21 protein-coding genes and 1 pseudogene are annotated in these 23,028 nt (G+C 72.7%); 3 read left to right on the forward strand and 19 right to left on the reverse strand.

Annotated features, from left to right (window positions below; translation table 11 throughout):
* Positions 1-298: 298 nt before the first annotated feature.
* The 9 genes from hisF to ACZ6TV_RS29925 all read right to left on the reverse strand — a co-directional run bounded on the left by hisF (position 299) and on the right by ACZ6TV_RS29925 (position 6,885).
* Positions 299-1,060: an imidazole glycerol phosphate synthase subunit HisF gene (gene hisF / locus ACZ6TV_RS29885; RefSeq protein ID WP_465300618.1), complete on the reverse strand. Its 762-nt coding sequence runs from the start codon at positions 1,058-1,060 to the stop codon at positions 299-301.
* Between the two features lie 46 nt (positions 1,061-1,106).
* Positions 1,107-1,838 carry a bifunctional 1-(5-phosphoribosyl)-5-((5-phosphoribosylamino)methylideneamino)imidazole-4-carboxamide isomerase/phosphoribosylanthranilate isomerase PriA gene (gene priA, locus ACZ6TV_RS29890; protein WP_465300619.1) on the reverse strand — a complete coding sequence of 244 codons (732 nt, stop codon included), beginning with the start codon at positions 1,836-1,838 and terminating at the stop codon, positions 1,107-1,109.
* A 301-nt stretch (positions 1,839-2,139) separates the two neighbouring features.
* Entirely contained in the window at positions 2,140-2,454 is a 315-nt protein-coding gene (locus ACZ6TV_RS29895; RefSeq protein WP_465300620.1) for a hypothetical protein, read from the reverse strand.
* Positions 2,447-3,070 (reverse strand): imidazole glycerol phosphate synthase subunit HisH, encoded by a 624-nt coding sequence (gene hisH, locus ACZ6TV_RS29900; protein ID WP_465300621.1) that lies wholly within the window; start codon positions 3,068-3,070, stop codon positions 2,447-2,449. The genes ACZ6TV_RS29895 and hisH overlap by 8 nt, the downstream gene beginning before the upstream one ends.
* A gap of 11 nt (positions 3,071-3,081) precedes the next feature.
* Positions 3,082-3,225 carry a hypothetical protein gene (locus ACZ6TV_RS29905; protein ID WP_465300622.1) on the reverse strand — a complete coding sequence of 48 codons (144 nt, stop codon included), beginning with the start codon at positions 3,223-3,225 and terminating at the stop codon, positions 3,082-3,084.
* Entirely contained in the window at positions 3,222-3,836 is a 615-nt protein-coding gene (gene hisB / locus ACZ6TV_RS29910; protein WP_380116613.1) for an imidazoleglycerol-phosphate dehydratase HisB, read from the reverse strand. Before hisB ends, ACZ6TV_RS29905 begins: the two co-directional genes overlap by 4 nt.
* The gene (locus tag ACZ6TV_RS29915) at positions 3,833-4,909 is read right to left on the reverse strand and encodes a histidinol-phosphate transaminase (RefSeq protein ID WP_465300623.1); all 1,077 of its coding nucleotides are present in this window, start codon (positions 4,907-4,909) and stop codon (positions 3,833-3,835) included. Before ACZ6TV_RS29915 ends, hisB begins: the two co-directional genes overlap by 4 nt.
* A complete protein-coding gene (gene hisD / locus ACZ6TV_RS29920) occupies positions 4,906-6,198 on the reverse strand; it encodes a histidinol dehydrogenase (protein ID WP_465300624.1) in 1,293 nt (430 codons plus the stop codon). The genes ACZ6TV_RS29915 and hisD overlap by 4 nt, the downstream gene beginning before the upstream one ends.
* A gap of 30 nt (positions 6,199-6,228) precedes the next feature.
* A complete protein-coding gene (locus ACZ6TV_RS29925) occupies positions 6,229-6,885 on the reverse strand; it encodes a TetR/AcrR family transcriptional regulator (protein WP_465300625.1) in 657 nt (218 codons plus the stop codon).
* Positions 6,886-6,976: 91 nt separating this feature from the next.
* Between ACZ6TV_RS29925 and ACZ6TV_RS29930 the strand changes: the two genes are divergently transcribed.
* Both ACZ6TV_RS29930 and ACZ6TV_RS29935 read left to right on the forward strand, forming a co-directional pair.
* Positions 6,977-8,083 carry an epoxide hydrolase family protein gene (locus ACZ6TV_RS29930; RefSeq protein WP_465300671.1) on the forward strand — a complete coding sequence of 369 codons (1,107 nt, stop codon included), beginning with the start codon at positions 6,977-6,979 and terminating at the stop codon, positions 8,081-8,083.
* A 32-nt stretch (positions 8,084-8,115) separates the two neighbouring features.
* The gene (locus tag ACZ6TV_RS29935) at positions 8,116-8,856 is read left to right on the forward strand and encodes an LON peptidase substrate-binding domain-containing protein (protein WP_465300626.1); all 741 of its coding nucleotides are present in this window, start codon (positions 8,116-8,118) and stop codon (positions 8,854-8,856) included.
* 576 nt (positions 8,857-9,432) lie between these two features.
* Here ACZ6TV_RS29935 and ACZ6TV_RS29940 read toward each other — a convergent pair.
* A complete protein-coding gene (locus ACZ6TV_RS29940) occupies positions 9,433-10,500 on the reverse strand; it encodes a DUF2567 domain-containing protein (protein WP_465300627.1) in 1,068 nt (355 codons plus the stop codon).
* On the reverse strand, positions 10,497-14,210 hold the full coding sequence (gene dnaE, locus ACZ6TV_RS29945; protein ID WP_465300628.1) for a DNA polymerase III subunit alpha: 3,714 nt from the start codon (positions 14,208-14,210) through the stop codon (positions 10,497-10,499). Before dnaE ends, ACZ6TV_RS29940 begins: the two co-directional genes overlap by 4 nt.
* Before the next feature lie 48 nt (positions 14,211-14,258).
* Here dnaE and ACZ6TV_RS29950 point away from each other — a divergent pair, with 48 nt between their 5' ends.
* Positions 14,259-15,608, forward strand: a complete 1,350-nt coding sequence (locus ACZ6TV_RS29950; RefSeq protein WP_465300629.1) for a transaminase — start codon at positions 14,259-14,261, stop codon at positions 15,606-15,608.
* On the opposite strand, the pseudogene ACZ6TV_RS29955 reads toward ACZ6TV_RS29950, so the two are convergent.
* The 8 genes and pseudogenes from ACZ6TV_RS29955 to ACZ6TV_RS29990 all read right to left on the reverse strand — a co-directional run.
* Positions 15,596-16,387 (reverse strand): annotated as a pseudogene (locus ACZ6TV_RS29955) (MinD/ParA family ATP-binding protein); the annotation flags it as partial. The gene ACZ6TV_RS29950 and the pseudogene ACZ6TV_RS29955 overlap by 13 nt on opposite strands.
* Before the next feature lie 447 nt (positions 16,388-16,834).
* Complete coding sequence (locus tag ACZ6TV_RS29960; protein ID WP_465300630.1) at positions 16,835-17,623, reverse strand: hypothetical protein; 789 nt, start codon at positions 17,621-17,623, stop codon at positions 16,835-16,837.
* Positions 17,624-17,801: 178 nt separating this feature from the next.
* Complete coding sequence (locus tag ACZ6TV_RS29965) at positions 17,802-18,725, reverse strand: RluA family pseudouridine synthase (protein ID WP_465300631.1); 924 nt, start codon at positions 18,723-18,725, stop codon at positions 17,802-17,804.
* Entirely contained in the window at positions 18,718-19,368 is a 651-nt protein-coding gene (gene lspA, locus ACZ6TV_RS29970) for a signal peptidase II (protein WP_465300672.1), read from the reverse strand. The genes ACZ6TV_RS29965 and lspA overlap by 8 nt, the downstream gene beginning before the upstream one ends.
* A complete protein-coding gene (locus tag ACZ6TV_RS29975) occupies positions 19,365-19,793 on the reverse strand; it encodes a TraR/DksA family transcriptional regulator (RefSeq protein WP_354786233.1) in 429 nt (142 codons plus the stop codon). Before ACZ6TV_RS29975 ends, lspA begins: the two co-directional genes overlap by 4 nt.
* Before the next feature lie 382 nt (positions 19,794-20,175).
* Entirely contained in the window at positions 20,176-21,678 is a 1,503-nt protein-coding gene (locus ACZ6TV_RS29980) for a potassium/proton antiporter (RefSeq protein WP_465300632.1), read from the reverse strand.
* The gene (locus ACZ6TV_RS29985; protein ID WP_465300633.1) at positions 21,675-21,965 is read right to left on the reverse strand and encodes a DUF167 domain-containing protein; all 291 of its coding nucleotides are present in this window, start codon (positions 21,963-21,965) and stop codon (positions 21,675-21,677) included. The genes ACZ6TV_RS29980 and ACZ6TV_RS29985 overlap by 4 nt, the downstream gene beginning before the upstream one ends.
* A gap of 98 nt (positions 21,966-22,063) precedes the next feature.
* Positions 22,064-22,828 (reverse strand): hypothetical protein, encoded by a 765-nt coding sequence (locus ACZ6TV_RS29990; protein ID WP_465300676.1) that lies wholly within the window; start codon positions 22,826-22,828, stop codon positions 22,064-22,066.
* Positions 22,829-23,028: the final 200 nt, after the last annotated feature.

Raw genomic sequence — 23,028 nt, forward strand, 5'->3', positions numbered from 1 at the left:
AACACTCACCGCGGCTCCATGAGGCCGGCAGGCCGGCCTCACCAACCCCCGCAGCTCAGGCGGGCCGCGGTGCCCGGCGCGGAGCACACCGCCGGCGCGGCAGCCCGGACGATGCCCTCACCGGCGCCCGGAAGCCGGCCCGCACAGCGTCGGGCCGGTCCTCCGACGCCCAACCTCCCGCCCGCCGGGACAGGCGGCGCAACCGGATCCCACGTGCGCCGCGCCCGCCAGGTTCCTGCCCGCGTCGGTGGCGCGTCTCGTACATGAGCGGACGCGGGACGTCGAGAGCGGTAACGGGTCAGCGGATCGGGTGGCCCGCCTCCCGGAGCGAGGTCTTCACGTCGCCGATGGAGAGGTCGCCGAAGTGGAAGACGCTGGCGGCGAGGACCGCGTCGGCGCCCGAGTCCACCGCGGGGGCGAAGTGCTCGAGGGCGCCGGCGCCGCCGCTGGCGATGACCGGGATCGACACGACCGCGCGGACGGCCCTGATGAGCTCCAGGTCGAAGCCGTCCTTCGTGCCGTCGGCGTCCATCGAGTTGAGCAGGATCTCGCCGGCGCCGAGGTCGGCGACCCGGGCGGCCCACTCGACGGCGTCGAGGCCCGCGCCGCGGCGGCCGCCGTGGGTGGTGACCTCGAAGCCGCTCGGTTGGGTGGCCGCCCGGCGTACGTCCAGCGACAGCGTCAGCACCTGGTTGCCGAAGCGTTCGGCGATCTCGGCGATGAGCTCGGGCCGGGCGATCGCGGCCGTGTTGACGCCGACCTTGTCCGCGCCGGCGCGCAGGAGGGTGTCGACGTCGGTGACGGCCCGGACGCCGCCGCCGACGGTGAGCGGGATGAAGACCGTCTCGGCGGTGCGGCGGACCACGTCGAGCATCGTGGACCGGCCGTCCGACGAGGCGGTCACGTCGAGGAAGACGAGCTCGTCGGCGCCGGCGGCGTCATACGCCGCGCCGAGCTCGACGGGGTCGCCGGCGTCGCGGAGGTTGACGAAGTTGACGCCTTTGACGACGCGACCGGCGTCGACGTCAAGACACGGGATGACCCGCACCGCGACGCTCATGCCGCCACCTCCTCCGGTGCCGTGCCCGAGCCGGGCTGCGGTGCGCTCATGCCGGCTGCTCGGCCAGGACCTCGAGGGCCTCGGTGACGTCGAAGGCGCCCGCGTACAGCGCCTTGCCGACGATGACGCCCTCGACGCCGGCGGGCTCGAGCGCGGCGAGCTGGCGCAGGTCGTCGAGCTTGGAGACGCCGCCGCTGGCGATGACCGGCTTCTTGGTGCGGCCGGTGACCTCCAGCAGGAGGGTCAGGTTGGGGCCGGTGAGGGTGCCGTCGCGCATGACGTCGGTGACGACATACCGGGCGCAGCCGGCCTTCTCGAGCCGGTCGAGCACCTCGAACAGGTCGCCGCCCTCCTTGGTCCAGCCGCGCGCGGCGAGCTGGTGGCCGCGGACGTCGAGGCCGACCGCGACCTGGTCGCCGTAGGTGGCGCAGACGTGGTCGCACCAGTCCGGGTTCTCCAGGGCGGCGGTGCCGAGGTTGACCCGGGTCGCGCCGGTGGACAGCGCCGCCCGCAGCGACGCCTCGTCGCGGATGCCGCCGGACAGCTCGACCTGCACGTCGAGGCGGCGCACCACGTCGGCGAGCAGCTCGGCGTTGGAGCCCCGGCCGAACGCGGCGTCGAGGTCGACGAGGTGGATCCACTCGGCACCCTGCCGCTGCCAGGCGAGGGCGGCCTCGAGCGGGTCACCATACGTCGTTTCACTGCCGGCGGCGCCCTGGACGAGACGGACCGCCTGGCCGTCGGCGACGTCGACGGCGGGCAGGAGCTGCAGGGCCATGGTTGGAGATCCTTCTGTCAGGTTCGGCGATCGACGTCGACGGTCAGAGGCAGCGGGCGAAGCAAACGGTCAGAGGCAGCGGGTGGAGCAAATCAGTCGCTGGCAGCGGGTCGAGCGAAACAGTCCGTGGAGCGAAACAGTCCGTGGAGCGAAACAGTCCGTGGAGCGAAACAGTCCGTGGAGCGAAACAGTCAGAGGCAGCGGGTGGAGCGGACGGCCGGGACGTCGGTCGAACGAAGCGGCCGGGGCAGCGGGCAGGCGAACCGGCGGAGCGAACCGTCGGCGGTGGTCGGGACGATGGTCAGAGGCGGCGGTCGAGGACGAGCACGGTGAGCGCCGGGGCGGCGACGACGACGAGGGCGCTGAGCCCGATCCGGGCCGCGACGGTGTCGACGAACACCCAGATCATCGTGAGCGCCAGCAGGACGAGCAGGACGATGACGGAGCGCTGACCCCGGGAGCGACGTGCGAAAAGCTTACCGGTCCTGCCGACCTTCACCTTCGGGACCAGCTTGCGCACCGCGATCCGCCGCTGGCGGCGCCGCTCGGCCTTGAGCAGGCGCTCGGCCCGCTCGGCCTCCAGCACCGCCCGCCGCCGGGCGCGTTCCTTAGACAAGGCTGCCGAGCCAGTTGGACAGCAGCGTCGCGCCCGCGTCGCCGGACTTCTCCGGGTGGAACTGGGTCGCGCGCAGGACGTCGGACTCGAACGCGGCAACGAACGGCGCACCGTGCACCGTCGTCGCGACCTTGATGCCGGCGGCCCGCTGGGCCTCGACGGGGGTGGGCGCATAGGAGTGCACGAAGTAGAACCGGGTGTCGTCGGGCAGGCCCGCGCCGAGGACGGTGCCGGCGGGCCAGTCCACCGTGTTCCACCCCATGTGGGGCACGACCGGGGCGTGCAGGACGGTCACCGCGCCGGGGGCGAGCCCGAGGCCCTTGGTGACGACGCCGTGCTCCTCGCCCTCGTCGAAGAGGACCTGCATGCCGACGCAGATGCCGAGGACCGGCGCGCCGACCCTGACCCGCTCGGCGATCGTGGGTCCGGCGCCGAGCTCGTCGATGCCGGCCATGCAGGCCGCATAGGCCCCGACGCCGGGCACGACGAGCCCGTCGGCGCGGGCGGCCTTGCCGAGGTCGGACGTGACCTCGACGTCGGCGCCGACCCTGGCGACGGCCCGCTCGGCGGAGCGCAGGTTGCCCGAGCCGTAGTCGAGGATGACCACCTTCTTCATGCCGTCCCCCTCTACAGCCAGAGCAGTCCGCCGGCCGCGGCCACGGCGGCGAGCAGCAGCGTGATCACGAACGGCACCTTGGACTTGCTCTGCTGCCGCAGCGACAGCGCGCCACCGACCAGGATCCCGGCGAGCCCGAGCAGCAGGATGCTCACAGGGCGCCCTTGGTGCTGGGCACCACGCCGGCGTTGCGCGGGTCGAGGGCGCACGCCTGGCGCAGCGCCCGGGCGACCGCCTTGAACTGGGCCTCGACGATGTGGTGCGCGTCGGGCTGGGCGCCGTGCCGGCCGGCGCGCAGGATGCTGACGTGCAGCGTGACCCGGGCCGAGTGGGCGAACGACTCCCAGATGTGGCGGGTCAGGCTGGTCGGGTAGTTGCCGCCGATGTGCGGAGCGATGTTGGCCGGCTCGTCGTGCACCATGTAGGGCCGGCCGGACAGGTCGACGACGGCGGAGGCGAGCACCTCGTCGAGCGGGACCTGGGCGTTGCCGTAGCGGGTGACGCCGGCCTTGTCGCCGAGCGCCTCGGCGAACGCGGCGCCGAGCGCGAGCGCGGTGTCCTCGACGGTGTGGTGCGCGTCGATCTCGAGGTCGCCGACGGTCTGCACCCGCAGGTCGAAGCCGCCGTGCTTGGCGATCTGGTTGAGCATGTGGTCGTAGAAGCCCACGCCGGTCGAGATCTCGCCGACCCCGGTGCCGTCGAGGTCGAGCTCCACGGAGACCTTGGTCTCCTTGGTGACCCGCTCGATCTTGGCGGTGCGACTCACAGCAACTCCTCCAGTGCATTCAGGAAAGCGTCGGTCTCCTCGGGCGTGCCGGCGGTGACCCGCAGCCAGCCGGGGACGCCGACGTCGCGGATCAGCACCCCGCGGTCGAGCAGCGCCTGCCAGGTCCCCCTGCTGTCGTCGCGGGGCGCGCCGAACAGCACGAAGTTGGCGTCGCTGTCGGCGACCCGCAGGCCCCAGCCGCGCAGCGTGGTGACGATGCGGTCGCGCTGGGTCTTGACCGCGTCGACGGTCGACAGCAGCGCGTCGGTGTGCGCGAGCGCGGCCCGCGCGGCGGCCTGGGTCAGCGCCGACAGGTGATAGGGCAGGCGCACCAGCTGCACCGCGTCGACCACGGCCTCGCCGGCCGCGAGATAGCCGACCCGCCCGCCGGCCAGCGCGAACGCCTTGCTCATCGTGCGGGTCACGACCAGCCGCGGGAAGTCGGCGAGCAGCGACAGCGCGAACGGCGTGCCGGGCCGCGCGAACTCGGCATAGGCCTCGTCGACGAGCACCATCCCGTCGGCGGCGGCCGCGACGGCGCGCACCACGTCGAGCGGCAGCGCGGTGCCGGTCGGGTTGTTGGGCGAGCAGAGGATGACGATGTCGGGCCGGTGCTCGCGGACCTTGGCGACGGCGTGCTCGGCGGTCAGCGTGAAGTCGCTGTCGCGCAGCCCGTCGACCCAGGCGGTGCCGGTGCCGGCGGCGAGCAGCGGGTGCATCGAATAGGACGGGGTGAAGCCGAGCACGGTGCGGCCGGGCCCGCCGAAGGTCTGCAGCAGCTGCTGCTGGATCTCGTTGGAGCCGTTGGCCGCCCACACGTTGCGCCAGGTGAGGCCGTGCTGGAGATAGGTGGCGAGGTCGGTGCGCAGCGCGACCGCGTCGCGGTCGGGATAGCGGTTGAGGTCGCGCAGGACCGCGGAGAGCGCCTTCTCCATCTCCGCGACCGCGGCCTCGGGCACCGGATAGGAATTCTCGTTGGTGTTGAGCCGGACGGCGACGTCGAGCTGCGGCGCGCCATAGGGGGTGAGACCGCGCAGCTCGTCGCGGAGCGGCAGGTCGTCGAGGCCGGTCACTGGGCGAACCTCACCTTCACCGCGGCGCCGTGCGCCGGCAGGTCCTCGGCCTCGGACAGGGTGACCACGTGGTCGGCGACCTCGGCGAGGGCGTCGCGCCCGTATTCGATCAGCTGCACGCCGCGCAGGAACGTCTGCGTCGACAGGCCCGAGGAGTGCCGGGCGCAGCCACCGGTCGGCAGCACGTGGTTGGAACCGGCGCAGTAGTCACCGAGCGACACCGGCGACCAGGCGCCGACGAAGACGGCGCCGGCATTCCAGACCCGCTCGGCGACGGCCCGCGCGTCGCGGGTCTGGATCTCCAGGTGCTCGGCGCCATAGGCGTCGACGACTTTCAGACCCTGCTCCAGGTCGTCGACGATGACCGTCGCGGACTGGGTGCCGGTGAGCGCCTCGGTGACCCGCTGCAGGTGCTTGGTCGCCGCGACCTGCTTGGCGATCTCCGCCTCGACGGCCTCGACGAGCTCCAGGGACGGCGTGACGAGCACGCTCGCCGCCAGAGGGTCGTGCTCGGCCTGGCTGATCAGGTCGGCGGCGACGTGGCGCGGGTCGGCGGTGTCGTCGGCGAGGATCGCGATCTCGGTCGGCCCGGCCTCGGCGTCGATGCCGACGGTGCCGCGCAGCATGCGCTTGGCGGCGGTGACCCAGATGTTGCCCGGGCCGGTGATCATGTCGACCGGCTCGCAGCCCTCCTGGTCGCCGTAGCCGAACATGGCGACCGCCTGGGCGCCGCCGACGGCATAGACCTCGTCGACGCCGAGCAGCGCGCACGCGGCCAGGATGTTGACATTGGGCAGGCCGGTGTCCTTCTGCGGCGGGCTGGTGACCGCGATCGACGGCACGCCCGCGACCTGCGCCGGCACCACATTCATGATCACGCTCGACGGATAGACGGCGAGGCCGCCGGGCACGTAGAGCCCGACCCGGCGGACCGGGATCCACCGCTGGGTCACCGTGCCGCCGGCGCTCAGCCGCGTCGTCACCTCGGCGCGCCGCTGGTCGCCGTGGACCTTGCGGGCCCGGGCGATCGACTCGAGCAGCGCGGCGCGGACCGCCGGGTCGAGGCCGGCCTCGGCGGCGGCGATCGCCGCGGCGGGCACCCGCAGGTCCGTCAGCTCCACCCCGTCGAGGCGGCGGGTGGCGTCGCGGACCGCGCTCGCCCCATGCTCGCGGATCGCCTCGACGATCGGGCGCACCTGCTCGGTGGCGACGGAGACATCAAGGGCGGCACGGGGCAGCAGACGGCGCGGATCCGTGGTGGAGCCGCGCAGGTCGATCCGGTTCAGCACCCTTGGGAGTCTAGGCGGAACCCCCGACAATTATTCGGTCGCGTCCCGCTGTGCGGGCTGTCGGGATTGCGCCCAGCGCCAGTTCAGCTCGGCCGCGTCCGGTGGCGGGCCGGGCAGCGCACCGGCGTCGTGGCGCCGCATGCCGTCCAGCATCAGGGCCAGATGACGACGGCGCAGCTCGGTGGTGCGGTCGCGGTCCGGCAGCCGGATCGCCGCGCACGCCTCGAGGATCAGCGTGACGTCCGCCACCACGAAGTCCGGCCGCAGCCCGCCGTCCTCGTGCGCCCTCGCCACGAGGCCGCCGGCGAGGGCACCGGCCCGCATCGCGTCGGCGCTCATCTCGGGCGTCGGGGTGAAGGTGCCCGCCAGGTGCACGGTGAGCGAGTGCACGTCGGCCTCCACCACGCCGCCGAGGAAGCGGATCAGCGCCGCCCACCCGTCGGGCTCCTCGCCGGCGCCCTCCGCCTCGGCGATGAAGGTGCGCAGGCCGTCGTGGCACAGGGTGCGCAGCAGGTCGTCCTTGCCCTTGTACCGCCGATACAAGGCGCTGATCCCGACCCCGGCGCGCTCGGCGACCGCGGCGATCGGGGCCTTCGGGTCCTCCAGGAACACGTCTCGCGCCGCGGCGAGGATCGCTCCGTCGTTGCGGGCCGCCTGCACCCGCCGGCCGGACAGGTTCGTCGTCATGCCGCCACTGTACCCCAGGACTGGAACGGATCGTTCCGGTCTGCTATGTTCGAACGGAACAAAGCATTCCGTTCTGAGGAGTAGCGCTGTGATCCGCTCGTACACCGTGGAAATCCCGCAGACCGCGATCGACGACCTGCACGCCCGGCTCCACGCGGCGCACTGGCCCGACGAGCTGCCCGGCGTCGGCGACAGCTACGGCGTGCCCGCCGACCGGATCCGGGCGCTGACCGAGCACTGGCTGGAGCGCTTCGACTGGCGCGCCGTCGAGGCCCGGATCAACCGGCACCCGCAGTTCGTCACCGAGATCGACGGCGAGGACATCCACTTCCTGCACGTCCGCTCGCCCCGCGAGGACGCGCTGCCGCTGATCCTCACCCACGGCTGGCCCGGCTCGATCGTCGAGTACCTCGACGTCATCGAACCCCTGTCGCAGGACTTCCACCTGGTCATCCCGTCACTGCCCGGCTTCGGCTTCTCCGGCCCGACCCGCAGCCGCGGCTGGAACCGGCACCGCACCGCCCGCGCCTGGAACGAGCTGATGGCCCGCCTCGGCTACGACCGCTTCGGCGCCGTCGGCAATGACGCCGGCTCGATGATCGCCCCGGAGCAGGGCCGCAACGCCCCGGACCGGGTCGTCGGCGTGCACGTCACCCAGCTCTTCTCGTTCCCCGGCGGCGACCCGGCCGAGTTCGCCGCCCTCGACGAGGCCGGGCACGCGGCGCTGGCGAAGCTGCAGTGGTTCCACGACAACCTCATGTCGTTCAACATCCTGCACAGCCAGCAGCCGCAGACCCTGGCGTTCGCGCTCGCCGACTCACCCGTCGGCCTGCTCGCCTGGAACGCGCAGCTCTTCGGCACCTCCCTCGACCCCGACTTCATCCTCGCCAACGTCGCCGTCCACTGGTTCACCGGCACCGCGGCGTCGGCGATGCGCTTCTACTACGAGGACGCGCACGCCGACGAGCAGCCCAGCGGTCCCACGACCGTGCCGACCGGCCTCGCCATGTTCTCCGGGGACTTCCAGTCGATCCGTCCCTTCGCCGAGCGCGACCACTCCCGGATCGTGAGCTGGCACTCGTACGACACCGGCAGCCCCCTCACCGGAGGGCGCGACGCGGGCGGCCACTACGCCGCGCACGAGGCCACCGACCTCCTCGTCAGCGACATCCGCGAATTCTTCGCCGCGCTGCGGTGAACCTGGCCGGTCCGCTCGGCTAGGCTTCGCCCGTGGAGGAAGCGAACGAACCCGAGCGGACCCTCCTGCCGCTGTTCCCCCTCGGCACGGTGCTGTTCCCGGGGCTGGTCCTGCCCCTGCACGTGTTCGAGCCGCGCTACCGCACGCTCGTCCAGCACCTCGCCGAACTGCCGGCCAACCTCCCCCGCGAGTTCGGCGTGATCGCCATCCGCCGCGGCTGGGAGGTCGGCCGGGTCGACGGCGAGTCCGGCGAGACCGCCGACGCGTCGATCACCGCCGGCGAGGCGCTCTCGCTGTACGAGGTCGGCTGCGCGGCCGAGATCCGGCAGATGACCGAGCTCCCCGACGGCCGCTTCGACCTCATGACCGTCGGCCGCCGCCGCTTCCGGCTCCTCCGCCTCGCCCGCAACGACGCGCCCTACCTCACCGGCGAGGTCGAATGGCTCCCCGAGCCGAAGGGTGAGCCCGACCGCGAGGAGGAGCTGGCGGCGGGCGTGCTCGCGGCGTTCCAGCAGTACCTGAAGGCGGTCCGCAGCGACGAGGACGGCGACGGCGAGCAGCTGCCCGACGACCCGACGGTCCTGTCGCACCTGGTCGCGGCGACGGCGTCACTGACCCTGGAGGACCGGCAGTCGCTGCTCGCCGAGCCCGACACGACCAGCCGCCTGAAGGCCGAGCGCGCCCTGCTCCGCCGCGAGGCGGCCCTGCTCGGCCAGGTGCGCGCGGTGCCGGTCGCCCTGTCGGACCTGGCGGTGCCCTCCAGCCCCAACTGACCACAGCCGTCGCAGGCACCGGTCCGTCCGCGAAGCGCAGGCCGCCGCCCGGGACCGCCGGAAGGTCCGACGCCGAGCGCATCGTCCGGATGTACCGGGCGGGCAGGGGACGGCGGGCGGAGGAGTCGGGCCGATCTCCGGAGGACCAGCGGCCGCGTAGGCATGGCCGGGCGGCTCGCGCAGGGGCGGCTCGCCGAACCTGAGCCGTCGTGAGAGCACCGGCCGGTCAGCCTGCGCCGATCGCGGAGGGCAATGGGTCCACCGAGCAGGCCGCCGTCCGTCGAGTGGTCGACGTCCTCGACGAGCGGGAGCACCCGCCGACCGGCTCCGGCGGTGGCAGACAGCGACCGCGGAGGCCGACCGGACCCGGACCACCGCGGACGTGAACGGACCCGGGAAGACCAGCTGGTCAGCCCGCGTCGGCCGGACCCGACGGGGGCTGACCGGAGGTCGAGCGGGGCCGGCTCGCCGTGGGCGTGACCGTTTCAGCCGCACCGGCCGCGACAGACAGCGACCGCAGAGGCCGACCAGACCCGGACCACCGCGGACGGGAACGGACCCGGGAAGACCAGCCGGTCAGCCCGCGTCAGCCGGACCCGGCGGGGGCTTGCGGAGGTCGAGCGGGGCCGGCTCGCCGTGGGCGTGACCGTTCGCGGGAGGGCCGGGCGACACCTCGCCGCTGCCCGTCGCGCCGGACGCCGACCAGCCGTCGCCAGGCCGAACCGAGGCCGCTTGGCCGTCGGTGGGCTGCCCTGCGACGGGCCACGCCGGAGGTCCGTAGGACTGCTGGCCGTCAAGGGGTGGACCCGACGCCGGAGTGCCGTGGGCAGGGTGGCCGTCGGCGGGCTGGGCCGGTCCGGGCCACGCGGAGGGCGGGCCGTAGGTGGGCTGGCCGTCAGCGGGAGGAGGCCCGTAGGTGGGCTGGCCGTCAGCGGGAGGAGGCCCGTACGCGGGCAGGGCGTAGCCGGACTGCGGGTAGCCATGGGCTGGGTCGTATGGGTGGACGGGGTGGAACTGGTCGCCCGGGGCGTAGGGATCCGTGTCCCAGGTGAGGGTCGGGGAGGTGTGGAAGCCGGCCAGGCAGGTGTAGACCACGGCGGCGGCGACGGCCTGGATGAGGAGGGAGCCCTTGACCCAGGGGATCACGCCGTACAGGAGGCCGGCCTCCCCGGCGCGGACCTTGGCGGGCCGGAAGATGTGGGTGTCGACGGGGGCGTGCTCGACGAGGTCGAGGTAGTGGGCGTAGCCGATCTTGTTGCCGAGCCAGGCGGCGAGGGCCGCGCCGGCCGCGGAGCCGATGACGAGGCCGGCCAGGACGAACGGGCCGCGGTAGCGGCGCAGGACGAACCAGGCGGTGACCGCGAGCAGGACGCCGGCGGCAGCACCGATGATCATGAACCAGCCGTCGTCGGCGAAGTAGCCCTCGGGCTCGCCTTCGATGGGATAGGGCCCATACTGCGTCTGGACGAGCTCGACCTTCGGCGCGATCCAGGACCAGATCAGGCCGAGCGGCGCGCCGAGGGCGGCCACGGCCACCGCGACGACCAGGCCGAACTGTGCCTCCTGCCCGAGTGACCTGCTCCGCGGCGGGGACGACTTGGGCAGCTCCGGCTGGTCGATCGGCTCGATCGGGGCGATGCTCACCATCCCATCCTGCCAGGCGCCGGAGCCGTGCCGAGACCCGTGCCGCCGCGCGGCACGGGTCCGCCGGGGAAGGCGACCGGGGCGCCGGCGGGCGGCACGGCGGACGGGCCGAGGAGGGTCGTGAGCTCGGCGAGCAGCTGGGCGGAGACCGTCACGCACTGCGGGCCGATGGCCAGGAGGGTCCGCTGTGTGCCGTTGACCAGCTCGACCTGGACCTCGGTGTCGCCGGGGTGGCGGGCGACGAGCTCCCGCAGCCGCCCCACGAGCGGCGTCGTGCACCGCTCCGGCGCCAGCGACAGCACCAGCGGCACCACCGCCGGACCAGCCGACGCCGGACCAGCAGACGCCGGACCAGCCGACGCCGGACCAGCAGACGCCGGACCAGCAGACGACGGACCAGCCGAAGCCGAAGGCGGGTCGGCCGACGGCGCACCAGCAGACGGCGAAGCGGTGAGCTGGGCCAGATCAGGAGCCGCGAGGTCGCTCACCATCACCCGCGGCGCCTCCTCGCGACGGTCCACCCGCCCCTTGACCGCCACCACGGCGTCCTCGGCGACATACTCGCCGACCTGCTCATAGGTGTTGGGGAAGAACATGACCTCGACCGCGCCGTCCAGGTCCTCCAGCGTCGCCGACGCCCACGGCCGGCCCTGCCGGGTCACCCGGCGCTGCACGCCCGACAGGATCCCGGCGAGGGTGACCGTCGTGCCCTCGGGGACGGTGTCCTCCTCGGCGAGCGTGGCGACGGACCGGTCCGCGGCCCGCCGCAGCGCCGCCTCCATGCCGCGCAACGGGTGGTCGGAGACATACAGGCCGAGCATCTCGCGCTCGAAGGCGAGCAGCTCCGCCCTGTCCCACTCGATCGCCGGGATCGGTGGCGACACGTCCAGCGCGGCGCCGCCGAACAGGTCGAACTGGCCGATGGCCTCCTTGCGCTTGGTGGTCATGACGGCCTCGACCGCGTCGGCGTGGACGGCGAGCAGGCCCCGGCGGGTGTGTCCCAGGGAGTCGAAGGCGCCCGCCTTGATGAGCGACTCGATCGTCTTCTTGTTGCACACGACCTGGTCGACCTTGGCGAGGAAGTCGTAGAAGTCGTCGTAGGGCCGGGCGCGGACGATCGCCGCGACCGCCGCGGCCCCGACGTTGCGCACGGCGTTGAGGCCGAAGCGGATGTCGGCGCCCACGGCGGCGAAGCGGCCCTGGGAGGCGTTGACGTCGGGCGGCAGGACGCGGATGCCCATGCGCCGGCACTCGGCGAGGTAGAACGCGGAACGGTCCTTGTCGCCGCCGATCGAGGTGAGCAGGCCGCTCATGTACTCCGCGGGAAAGTTGGCCTTCAGATAGGCGGTCCAGTAGGCGACGAGCCCGTAGGCCGCGCTGTGCGCCTTGTTGAACGCGTAGTCGGAGAAGGGCACGAGCAGGTCCCACAGGGTGCGGACCGCGCCGTCGGAATAGCCGCGCTCGCGCATCCCGGCGGAGAACGGCGCGAACTCCCGGTCGAGGATCTCCTTCTTCTTCTTGCCCATGGCGCGGCGCAGCAGGTCGGCGGCGCCGAGGGAGTAGCCGGCGACGCGTTGCGCGATCGCCATGACCTGCTCCTGGTAGACGATCAGGCCATAGGTGTCGTCGAGGATGTCGGCGAGGGGCTCGGCCAGCTCGGGGTGGATCGGGGTGACGGGACGGCGGCCGTTCTTGCGGTCGGCGTATTCGTTGTGCGCGTTGGCGCCCATCGGGCCGGGCCGGTAGAGCGCGCCGACGGCGGAGATGTCGGCGAACGTGTCGGGCGCCATGGAGCGCAGCAGGGCGCGGACGGGGCCGCCGTCGAACTGGAAGACGCCGATGGTGTCGCCGCGGGACAGCAGCGCATAGGTCGCCTCGTCGTCGAGCGGCACGGTCTCCACGGCGAGGTCGACGCCCCGGTTCTGCCGGATCGCGTCGAGGGCGTCGTCGAGGATGGTGAGGTTGCGCAGGCCGAGGAGGTCCATCTTGAGCAGGCCGATGTCCTCGCACGCGCCCATGTCCCACTGGGTGATGATCGCGCCGTCCTGCTCGCGGCGGTGGATGGGCAGCACGTCGACCAGCGGCTCGCGGGACAGGATGACGCCGGCGGCGTGCACGCCCCACTGCCGCTTCAGCCCTTCGAGGCCGCGGGCGGTGTCGACGACGGTGCGGACCTCCGCCTCGCTCTCGTAGAGCCGGCGCAGCTCGGCGGCCTCCTGGAAACGCGGGTGGGCGGGGTCGAACGCGCCGCTGAGCGGCATGTCGCGGCCGAGCACGGGCGGCGGCACCACCTTGGTGATCCGCTCGCCGACGGAGAACGGCAGGCCGAGCACCCGGGCCGAGTCCTTGATCGCGGCCTTGGCCTTGATCGTCCCATAGGTGATGATCTGCGACACCCGGTCGTCGCCATAGCGCTCCGTGGCATAGCGGATCACCTCGCCGCGGCGGCGCTCGTCGAAGTCCATGTCGATGTCGGGCATGCTGACCCGCTCGGGGTTGAGGAACCGCTCGAAGAGCAGCCCGTGCTCGAGAGGGTCGAGCTGGGTGATCCCGAGGGCGTAGGCGATCAGCGCGCCGGCGGCGGAGCCACGGCCGGGGCCGACGCGGATGCCGCTGCGCCGGGCGTGCGCGACGAGGTCGGCGACGACCAGGAAGTAGCCCGGATAGCCCATGCTGCCGATCACGGACAGCTCATAGTCGGCCTGGCGGGCATGCTCGGCGGGCACCCCGGCCGGGAAGCGCCGGGCCAGGCCGCGCAGCACCTCGGCGCGCAGCCACGAGTCCTCGGTCTCGCCGTCGGGCACCGGGAAGCGCGGCATCAGGTCGCGGTGGGCGAAGACCGGGGCGTAGGACCCGATCCGCTCGGCGATCTCCAGCGTGGCGTCGCAGGCGCCGGGCACCTCGGCGTCCCACAGCCGGCGCATCTCCTCGGCGGTCTTCAGGTAGAAGTCGCGGGCGTCGAACTTGAACCGCTTGGGGTCGGCGAGGGTCGTGGCGGACTGCACGCACAGCAGCGCCTCGTGCGCGTCGGCGTCCTCGGGATGCGTGTAGTGCAGGTCGTTGGTGGCGACCGGGGTCAGCCCGAGCCGCTCGCCGAGCCGCAGCAGGTCGGCCCGGATCCTGGTCTCGATGCCGAGGCCGTGGTCCATCAGCTCCAGATAGACGTTGCCGGGGCCGAAGATGTCGCGCAGCTCGCCGGCGGCGGCGCAGGCCCGCTCGAAGTCGCCGATGCGCAGCCAGGTCTGCACCTCGCCCGACGGGCAGCCGGTCGTGGCGATGACGCCCTGGCTGTAACGCTGCAGCAGCTCACGGTCGGCGCGCGGCTTGTAGAAATACCCCTCGATGCTCGACATGGACGACAGCCTGAAGAGGTTGCGCAGCCCGGTGGCGTCGGCGGCGAGCAGGGTCAGGTGCGTGTAGGCACCGCCGCCGGAGACGTCGTCCTCGCCGCCGCCGGCCCAGCGGACCCTGGTGCGGTCGCCGCGGTGGGTGCCGGGCGTGACATAGGCCTCGATGCCGAGGATCGGCTTGACCCCGGCGGCGATCCCCTGCCGGTGGAAGTCATAGGCGCCGAACATGTTGCCGTGGTCGGTCATGGCGAGCGCCGGCTGGCCGAGCGCGGCCGCCGAACCGAACAGCGGACCGAGCCGGGCGGCACCGTCGAGCATCGAATACTCGGTGTGTACGTGCAGATGTACGAACGACCCCACGTCGCAGAACCTATCCCCGGGGTACGACACTTTGCGAGACTTCGGTGCATGATCGACCGTGAGCGTCTTGGCGCACTGCTGCGCCGCGAGCGTGCCGCGTTCGCCGACCGCAACCCCCGCTCCGCGCAGGAGTACGCGAAGGCGAGGAACCTCTTCGGCCGCGTGCCGATGACCTGGATGAACAAGAATGCCGCCGGCTTCCCGCTGTACCTGGCCACGGCCCGGGGCGCGACGCTCACCGACGTCGACGGCCACGAGTACACCGACTTCTGCCTCGGCGACACGGCGGCGATGGCGGGCCACGCACCGGAGCCGGTCGCCCGCACCGTCCAGGAACGGTTCCGGGACGGCGCGTGCGCCATGCTCCCCACCCCGGACGCCGCGTGGGTCGGCGAGGAGCTGACCCGGCGCTTCGGCGTCACCCAGTGGAGCTTCGCGCTGACCGCCACCGACGCCAACCGCTGGGCGATCAGGCTGCTGCGCGCGATCACCGGCCGGCCGAAGATCCTGTTCAACAGCTACTGCTACCACGGCTCCGTGGACGAGTCGCTGATCGTGCTGGAGGACGGCGTCCAGAAGAGCAGGGAGGGCAACGTCGGCGCCCCCTGCGACGTCACGACGACCAGCCGGGTCGCCGAGTACAACGACCTGGAGGGCCTCGAACGGGAGCTCGCCCACGGTGACGTCGCCGCCGTCGTCATGGAGCCCGCGCTGACCAACATCGGCATCGTCCTGCCGGAGCCCGGCTACCTCGAAGGCGTCCGCGAGCTCACCCGCCGGTACGGCACCTATCTGGTCAACGACGAGACCCACACGTTCTCGGCGGGCCCGGGCGGCGCCACGAAACGGTGGGGGCTGCGGCCGGACGTCGTCACGATCGGCAAGGCGTTCGGCGGCGGCATCCCCGTCGCCGCGTACGGCCTGTCAGCCGAGATCTCCGAGCGCGTCGGCGAATACCAGGACCTGGATCTCGTCGACATGGGCGGCGTCGGCGGCACCCTCGCCGGCAACGCCCTGTCGATCGCCGCGGCCAGAGCCACCCTGGAGCACGTCCTGACCGACGGGGCGTTCGAGGAGATGGAGGCCCTGGCGACCCGGTTCGCCGCCGGTGTACAGCACGTCATCGGCACCTACGGCCTGCCGTGGTCGGTGACGCGGCTGGGCGCGCGGGCCGAGTACCGGTTCGCGAGCCCGGCGCCCCGCAACGGCACCGAGTCCGCCGCGAGGGCCGACGCCGACCTGGAGGACTACCTGCACGCGTACCTGGCGAACCGGGGCATCCTGCTCACCCCGTTCCACAACATGGCCCTCATGTCCCCGGCCACCACGGCGGCGCAGGTCGACCAGCACACCGCGACGTTCGAAGCGGCGATCGAGGAGCTGCTTCAGCGGGCGTAGGGGTCCATCATCACGGCCGCCGCCCGCAGCCACGCGCGCTTCGTCGCCGGCGCCAGCATCGTGTACTCGATGTTGGACCCGCTCTCCAGGGCCGGGTCGTAGGGGACCACGACGACGGACCGGGTCCGGGTGCGGAAGTGCCCGGCCAGGTCGTCGATGAGCGGCGTCGGGTTGGGCGTCGGGCACGACAGCAGCGTCACCGCGTTGGCGACCAGCTCGTCCATGCCGGCCTCGTCGAGCAGGTCGAGCATCCAGTCGGCGGTGAACGCCGCGTCCTCCCGCGGGACGCTGGTGACGACCAGCTGGTCCGCGGTCTGCAGGACGGTCTGCCAGTTGGGGCTCTCCACGTTGTTGCCGGTGTCGACGCAGATCACGTCGTGGGTGCGGCGCAGCAGCTCCAGGACGCGGCGCACCGTGTGCGGGTCGAGCCGCTGCGCGAAGCGCGGGTTCTCCTCGCCGGCGAGCACGTCGTAGGACCCGTCGGACGCGTGCCGCAGGTAGTCGTCGAGCTGGTCGTAGAGGTCGTAGCCGGAGGCGTTCTCCACCCGGACGAGGTCGGCGATGAGGTGCCGGATGGTCCGGGCGTGCCTGGCGCTGCCGGCGCGCAGGCCGAGGGTGCCGCGCAGCTCGTTGTCGTCCCAGGCGATGACGCCCTTGCCACGGACGCTGCCGATGGTCGCGGCGGTCAGCACGGTCGCGGTGGTCTTGTGGACGCCGCCCTTCGGGTTGGCGAAGGCGAGGACCTTCGGCGAAGGGATCTCCTGGCGCAGGACCTGCACCATCTGCTCGGTCGGGTCGGCCGGGCGGGACTGGTACTCCACCTGGGGGCCCTGAGGGGCCCGGCGGGCGTCATAAGGATCGACCCGGCGCTGTGGCGGGGGGTCGGTGAGGGGGCGGGCGCCGTTGGGATGCATCGGCTCGTCATCGTAGGGCCGCGCGGGCGGATATGGGGCGCTGGGGCGCTCGAACCTGCCGTCGTAATCCAGATCACCCGGGCTTGACCGGCCGAGCAGGGCCCGATCCAGCAGCGAGCGCCAACGGGCGGGAGGCTCCGACGAATTGTCCCACCTGGCATCGGCCCGCTCAGCCACGCTGGCCCTCCCTCCGCACCGCAGCGCCAACCCGAAGTCCACCCGTACCCCAGGCTACGGACCGAACACTATTCGGACCACTCCTGCGCGCCCATCCCCTGCATCAACTGCACGACAGGCCGAAGGGATATCGCCTCAGGACGGACCGGGTGACGCGATCGGGCCCGCGACCTGCGTCTGCTCCGGCAGCGGCGGCAGGAACACGGTCCGGTCGAGGCGGCGCAGGTCGGTGATGGGATCGACGGCCCTGGTCTCCGGACGGGCGGCGACGGCCCGCAGACCGGCGGGCGCGGCGTAGACCACCGCGGCGTAGACGCACGAGCAGTGCTCGCGGTACGCGGTGGCCTCCTTGTCCGCGATGATCGCCCCGTCGAGGTAGACGGCCCGCACGTCGCCGGGCTGGTTGGCGGCCTTGTCCAGCAGCTGCCGGTAGTGCGCGGCCTCCTCGGTCTTGCGGGCGGCGGTCGCGTCCATCGCCTTGACGACGTCGGCGGGCACCTCGTAGGCCCCGAGGCGGACCAGCTCCGTCTGGGCGCCCGGCAGCGGCACCCGGGCGAAGACGCTGCTGAGCGCGACGCCGGACAGCACCGGGGGCAGCCGGTCGGGGCCGAGATAGGCGGTGAACGAGACCAGCGCGTACACCGACTGTTCACCGGTCAGGGCGGCGAGCTCGTCGGTGGCGCGGCGCACGTACACCGGGATCGAGCCGCCCTCGTCGACGCCGACGCGCAGCACGTCGCCCAGGGACGGGTCGCTGCGCTGGTGCCGCTGCGCGCCGTGCACGACCAGCAGGGTCGCCGTGACCGCGACCACGGCGACCACGGCGGTGAAGGCGCGCAGCCGGACCGCACCACGGAAGAGCCGGGCGAGGACGTCGCCGGCGGCGGGCAGCAGCCGCTGGTCGAGCCGTTGGAAGAAGTTCATCGCCCTCCGAGCGTCGCACAGGCAACTTGCACGGCGCCGGTCACCCTCACCACCGGCAGCACGACGTCCGTCGATATCCGGTTGCGCATCCGGTACGGCCGGAGCCGCCCACGCACGCGGCGTCACCCTCGGATGCAGCACCTGCGGATCGCCCGGCCGTCCCCCGACGAGGAGCCGCTCAGGCGGCGAGGATCTCCAGGGCCTGGGCGAGATCCGCCGGATACTCGCTCACGAACGAGACGTATTCACCCTCGCGCGGGTGGATGAAGCCGAGCTCCCGGGCGTGCAGCCACTGCCGGGACAGCTTCAGCCGCGCCGACAGCGTCGGGTCCGCGCCATACGTGACGTCGCCGACGCACGGGTGCCGCAGCGCGGAGAAGTGCACCCGGATCTGGTGGGTCCGCCCGGTCTCCAGCTTCACGTCGATCAGGCTCGCCGACGGGAACGCCTCGATCGTGTCGTAGTGCGTGATGCTCGGCCGGCCGCCGGAGACGACCGCGAACTTGTAGTCGTGCCCGGGGTGCCGGTCGATCGGCGCGTCGATCGTGCCGCGCAGCGGGTCCGGGTGGCCCTGGACGACCGCGTGGTAGCGCTTCTCGACCTCGCGCTCCTTGAACGCCCGCTTGAGGGCGCTGTAGGCCAGCTCGCTCTTCGCCACGACCATCAGCCCGGTCGTGCCGACGTCGAGGCGGTGCACGACCCCCTGGCGCTCCGCGGCGCCGCTGGTCGCGACGGTGATCCCCATCGCGGCGAGGCCGCCGATGACGGTCGTGCCGGTCCAGCCCGGGCTCGGGTGCGCCGCGACGCCGACCGGCTTGTCGACCACGACGATGTCGTCGTCGCTGTGCACGATGCGCAGGCCGTCGACCGGGATGGCCTCGACGGTCACCTCCGACGGCGGCGCCGGCAGCGTCACCTCGAGCCAGGCGCCGCCGGCGACCTTGTCCGACTTCGAGCGCACCAGCCCGTCGACGGCGACGTCGCCCGCCTCGACCAGCGCGGCCGCGACGGTCCGGCTGAAGCCGAACAACCTCGTGAGCGCCTGGTCCAGGCGGCTGCCGTCGAGCCCGTCGGGGACGGGCATCGACCGGGTCTCACGCATCGGCGTCCTTGTCGCGGTCCGGGCCGGGCCCCTTGCCCCACTCGGCGAGCGGGCTCGAATCGGCCCGCTGGCCCTTCGCCGCACGGGTGCCGTCGCGATACCGCCCGGTGAACTCCAGCAGCAGCGCCAGGGCCACCCCGCAGGTGAGGGCGGAGTCGGCGATGTTGAACACCGGGAAGTGCCCGGCGTGGTCGTCCAGGAAGCTGAACATGTCCACGACGTGGCCGTGGAACGGCTTCGGCGCCCGGAAGATCCGGTCGCCGAGGTTGCCCGTGGCACCGCCCAGGACGAGGCCGAGCGCGACCGCCCACGGCACCGACACGGTCGTGCGCATCATGACGACCAGCCAGGTGATCACCGTCGCGGCGATGATCGGGAAGACCCACGTCAGGTCGCTGAACATGCTGAACGCGGCCCCGCTGTTGCGCGCGTAGATCACGTAGATCAGGCCGCCGAGCAGCTTGACCGGCTCGCCGTGCGCGATGACGGAGGTGGTCCACTCCTTGACCGCGAGGTCGATGCCGATCACCACGACCGCGACAGCGCCGAAGAGGCTCCAGGCCTTCCGCCGGCTGCCGCGGGGGGTGGTCGTGGTGGTGTCGTCCGTGGCGCCCGTGTCGCCCGTGTCGCTCTGGGTGGTCAGCGTCGCTCCTCCAACTGCTTACAGGTGACGCAGAGCGTAGCGGACGGGAACGCGGCCAGCCGCTCGACCGGGATCGCGTTGCCGCACTTCTCACACCACCCGTAGCCGCCCTCGTCGAGGCGCTCCAGGGCCCGCTCGACCTGGTTGACCCGCTCCAGGATGTTGTTGGCGAGGGTGATCTCCTGCTCGCGCTCGAACGTCTTGGTGCCGGTGTCGGCCTGGTCGTCGCCCGCGGAGTCGGTGAGGCGGTGCTGCTGGAGCTCGGCGATCTCGACCAGGGTCTGGTCGTGCTCCGCCTTGAGCTCGTCGCGGCGCTCGATCAGCGCGACACGGATCTTCTCCGTCTCCGCCGCGGTGCGCGTGCCACGGGCCTTCGCGACGGCGGCTTTGGCCGCTGCGGTCTTCGGTTCGGCGGTCTTGGCCATCGTGGCTCCCTTGGCCGCACGAGCGGCGATCGTCGACGTGTTGGATGTGATGCCTGAGCCGCCCGCGTCGTCCGCGAGGCTCCCAGTGTTGCCGCGCTTTCGCTGCGCCGACGTGGTGCTGCTCCCCCGAGCCGCCGCTTGCGTTGTGCCGAGCTTCTGTGCTGTTGTCACAGTGGTCACTCGCGTCACATCAGCGGCGTTGTGCTGCCCGGCGGTGCTCGCGGACGTGCCTTTCGGCATGCCACCCGCTCGCTCGGCCATGGCTCCCCCAGATGCAAAATGGGCGCGCGACGCGCCGTCGCGCACTCCAGTGGCTGGCAAGAATACGGAATGTACACGCGTCCGACAAACATGCCACACGCATTCCGACCAATTGGATCAGTTATTGGCGCCGATCCTCGCCATGTTCGGCAAACCAGCGGGCGAGTCTTCCACGTCTGCTCACCGCTCGCAGCCTGCGCTCCGCCGCCTCCCGCACCTGCTCGGTCGCCACGATCAGCAGGCTGTCGCGGGTCTTGAGCCGGGTCTCGGGCGCCGGGACGAACGCGCCGCCGTCGCGAAGCACGAGCGTCACGACCGCGCCGACAGGCAATCGTAGCTCGTCCACGTGCACGCCGTTGAGCTTCGAGCCGGCCGGCACCTCCAGTTGCAGCAGATCCGCGCCCATCCGCTCCAGCGGCGCCGACTCGACCTGCAGGTCGGTCGTCTCGCCGGGTGCCGCGACGCCGAGCCGCTTCGCGACCGGCGGCAGGGTGACACCTTGCACCGCGGTGTACACCACGACCAGCACGAACACGACGTTGAAGAGGTTCTGCGCGCCCGGCAGCCCGGCGGACAACGGGATGGTGGCGAGCACGACCGGGACGGCGCCGCGCAGCCCGGCCCAGGACAGGAACGCCTGGTCGCGCCAGCCGAAGCGGAACGGGGTGACGCTGACCAGCACGGACAGCGGCCGGGCGAGCAGGATCAGGACCAGGCCGACGACCAGGGCCGGCACCACCGCCGAGCCGAGCTCGCGGGGCGAGGCGAGCAGGCCGAGCAGCACGAACAGGCCGATCTGGGCGAGCCAGGCGAGACCGTCGGCGAAGCCGAGCATGGCCCGGCGGTGCGGCAGGTGCGCGTTGCCGAGGACGACGCCGGTGACGTACACGGCGAGGAAGCCCGACGCGTGCGCGACGGAGCCGACCGCGTACGCCAGGACGGTCAGCCCGACCGCGGCGAGCGGGTACAGGCCCGCGGACGGCAGCGCGGCCCGGCGCAGCGCCCACGCCCCGCCGAGCCCGACGACGAGCCCGATCACCGCGCCGGCGAGCAGCTCGTAGCCGACCAGCCCCAGCTGCTCCCACCACGGGCCGGTGATGCCCTCCGGCAGCGACAGCAGCACGACGAGGATCACCACGGGGGCGTCGTTGATGCCGGACTCGGCCTCCAGGATCGCCGCGAGCCTCGGCCGGACCGGCATCCGGCGCAGCGTGGAGAACACCGCGGCGGCGTCGGTCGAGGAGAGCACCGCGCCGTACAGGAGCGACTGCTGCCATCCGACGCCGAGCGCGTAGTGGGTGATCACGCCGACGACGGCCACGCTGACCGCGACGCCCGCCGTCGACAGGACCACCGCCGGGCCGAGGACCGGGCGGAGGGTCGACCAGCGGGCCGTCAGGCCACCCTCGGCGATGATCACCACGAGGGCGCAGATGCCGAGGGTCCGGGTGAGCTCGGCGTTCTCGAAGTCGATGCCGAGGCCGGCCTCGCCGATGACGACGCCGAGCAGCAGATACACCAGGAGGCTGGGCAGGCCGAGGCGCACGGACAGGCGCACCGCGCCCACGCAGACCAGCAGCACCGCCGCACCGATCAGCAGTGCCAGGTTGAACTCGTGGCTCAATGCCCGCCCACCCGCGCGGGGTCCATCAGGACGGCGATCCGCTCGGCGTGCCCGTCGGGCAGCTCGACGAGCTTGTCCCGGCTGGCCGCGCCCGCCTTGAGCCGCAGCGCCGACGGCCGCAGCCGCAGCGCGTCGGCGAGGGCCTTGAGCGCGGCCTCGGTGGCCTTGCCGTCGACCGGGCGGGCACCGACCGCCACGATCAGCGCCGGGCCGTAGGGGCCGGCGTGGTTACCGCCGACCGCGGTGCGCGAGGCACCCGGCTTGACGCGGATCGCGATGGTGGGCATGTCTCATTGTGAAGGTTCACCCGATCGAGGACGATAGTCCGGACCGGTGGTTCCGCGCCGGGCCGCGCGCACGGTCGGTCGCGCGGCCGCGGCAATCGTCAGGCGCGGCCGGCCAGGACCACGTCGTTGGGCTCGCAAACGCTGCACGGGGTGAAGCCGAGCTCGACCGCCTCGCCGATCTCGAGCGGCTCGCTCTCCCGGCCGAGCAGGTGCACGCAGCCGCGCACGTGGTAGCGGGGACGGCCGTCGATGACGAGCACCTCGTCGGTCATCGTGGAGACGCGGGCGATGTCGGCGGCCGACGACGCCTGGATCGGCGGCTCGTCCTCCGGGTCCTCGTCGTCGTAGTCCTCGCCGTCCACGGACCACTCGCCCGCGGGAGCGGACGGATAGTCGTGCGGGTGCTCGTGCAGGGGCGGCTGCTGCGGCACGACGGGCTCGTCCCGCACGGGCGCCGTCATCGCGGTCTCGTCGACCGGCGGGAGGCCGGCGTCGCCGCGCGTGCCGCCACCCTGCTGCCTGGTCGCCCCGCCGGTCCCGGTGCCGGCGCCGCGCCCGTACGTGGTGCCGCCGGCCGACCTGGCGCCGGCGCCGACGGGCTGGCGGGCCTCCCGCGCGCTGTCGGCGTCCAGGCGGGACTCGAACGGGTCGTAGCGCTCGTCGGCCAGCACCTGCCGGCCGGTGCGACCGGCGGTGCGCGACGAGCGGGCGGCGGCGGCCTGGCGCCCGCCGACGATGAGCGCGACCGCCGCGAGGAGGCTCGCCCCGATCGACGCCACCAGCAGGGCGTCAGCGCCTTGCAGCAGGCCCACCACGAGCAGGCCCACGGCCACGACGATCAGCAGCAGACTTCCGACGATCACGGCCTACCCCTCCGCAAGCTGAAACCCGGCACATGGCACCCATACCCGGGCGAGTGTCTCTCAGCCGGTACAACGAACGAGACCCCGGATAGCGACCGGGGGGGGGGGGGGGGGGTGGGGGGGGGGGGGGGGGTGGCTGTGGCGCGATGTCTCCTCTGCTCTCATCTCCCTGCCATTCCCCCCTGCCCAAGGAGACACCC

This window comes from Dactylosporangium sp. NPDC051087, from assembly GCF_055586325.1.

Coding starts and splice junctions, on each gene's coding strand:
- hisF (WP_465300618.1), bottom strand. CDS start 1,060: ATGAGCGTCGCGGTGCGGGTCATCCCGTGTCTTGACGTCGACGCCGGT.
- priA (WP_465300619.1), bottom strand. CDS start 1,838: ATGGCCCTGCAGCTCCTGCCCGCCGTCGACGTCGCCGACGGCCAGGCG.
- hisH (WP_465300621.1), bottom strand. CDS start 3,070: ATGAAGAAGGTGGTCATCCTCGACTACGGCTCGGGCAACCTGCGCTCC.
- ACZ6TV_RS29925 (WP_465300625.1), bottom strand. CDS start 6,885: ATGACGACGAACCTGTCCGGCCGGCGGGTGCAGGCGGCCCGCAACGAC.
- ACZ6TV_RS29950 (WP_465300629.1), top strand. CDS start 14,259: ATGATCGACCGTGAGCGTCTTGGCGCACTGCTGCGCCGCGAGCGTGCC.
- ACZ6TV_RS29960 (WP_465300630.1), bottom strand. CDS start 17,623: ATGAACTTCTTCCAACGGCTCGACCAGCGGCTGCTGCCCGCCGCCGGC.
- ACZ6TV_RS29965 (WP_465300631.1), bottom strand. CDS start 18,725: ATGCGTGAGACCCGGTCGATGCCCGTCCCCGACGGGCTCGACGGCAGC.
- ACZ6TV_RS29975 (WP_354786233.1), bottom strand. CDS start 19,793: ATGGCCAAGACCGCCGAACCGAAGACCGCAGCGGCCAAAGCCGCCGTC.
- ACZ6TV_RS29985 (WP_465300633.1), bottom strand. CDS start 21,965: ATGCCCACCATCGCGATCCGCGTCAAGCCGGGTGCCTCGCGCACCGCG.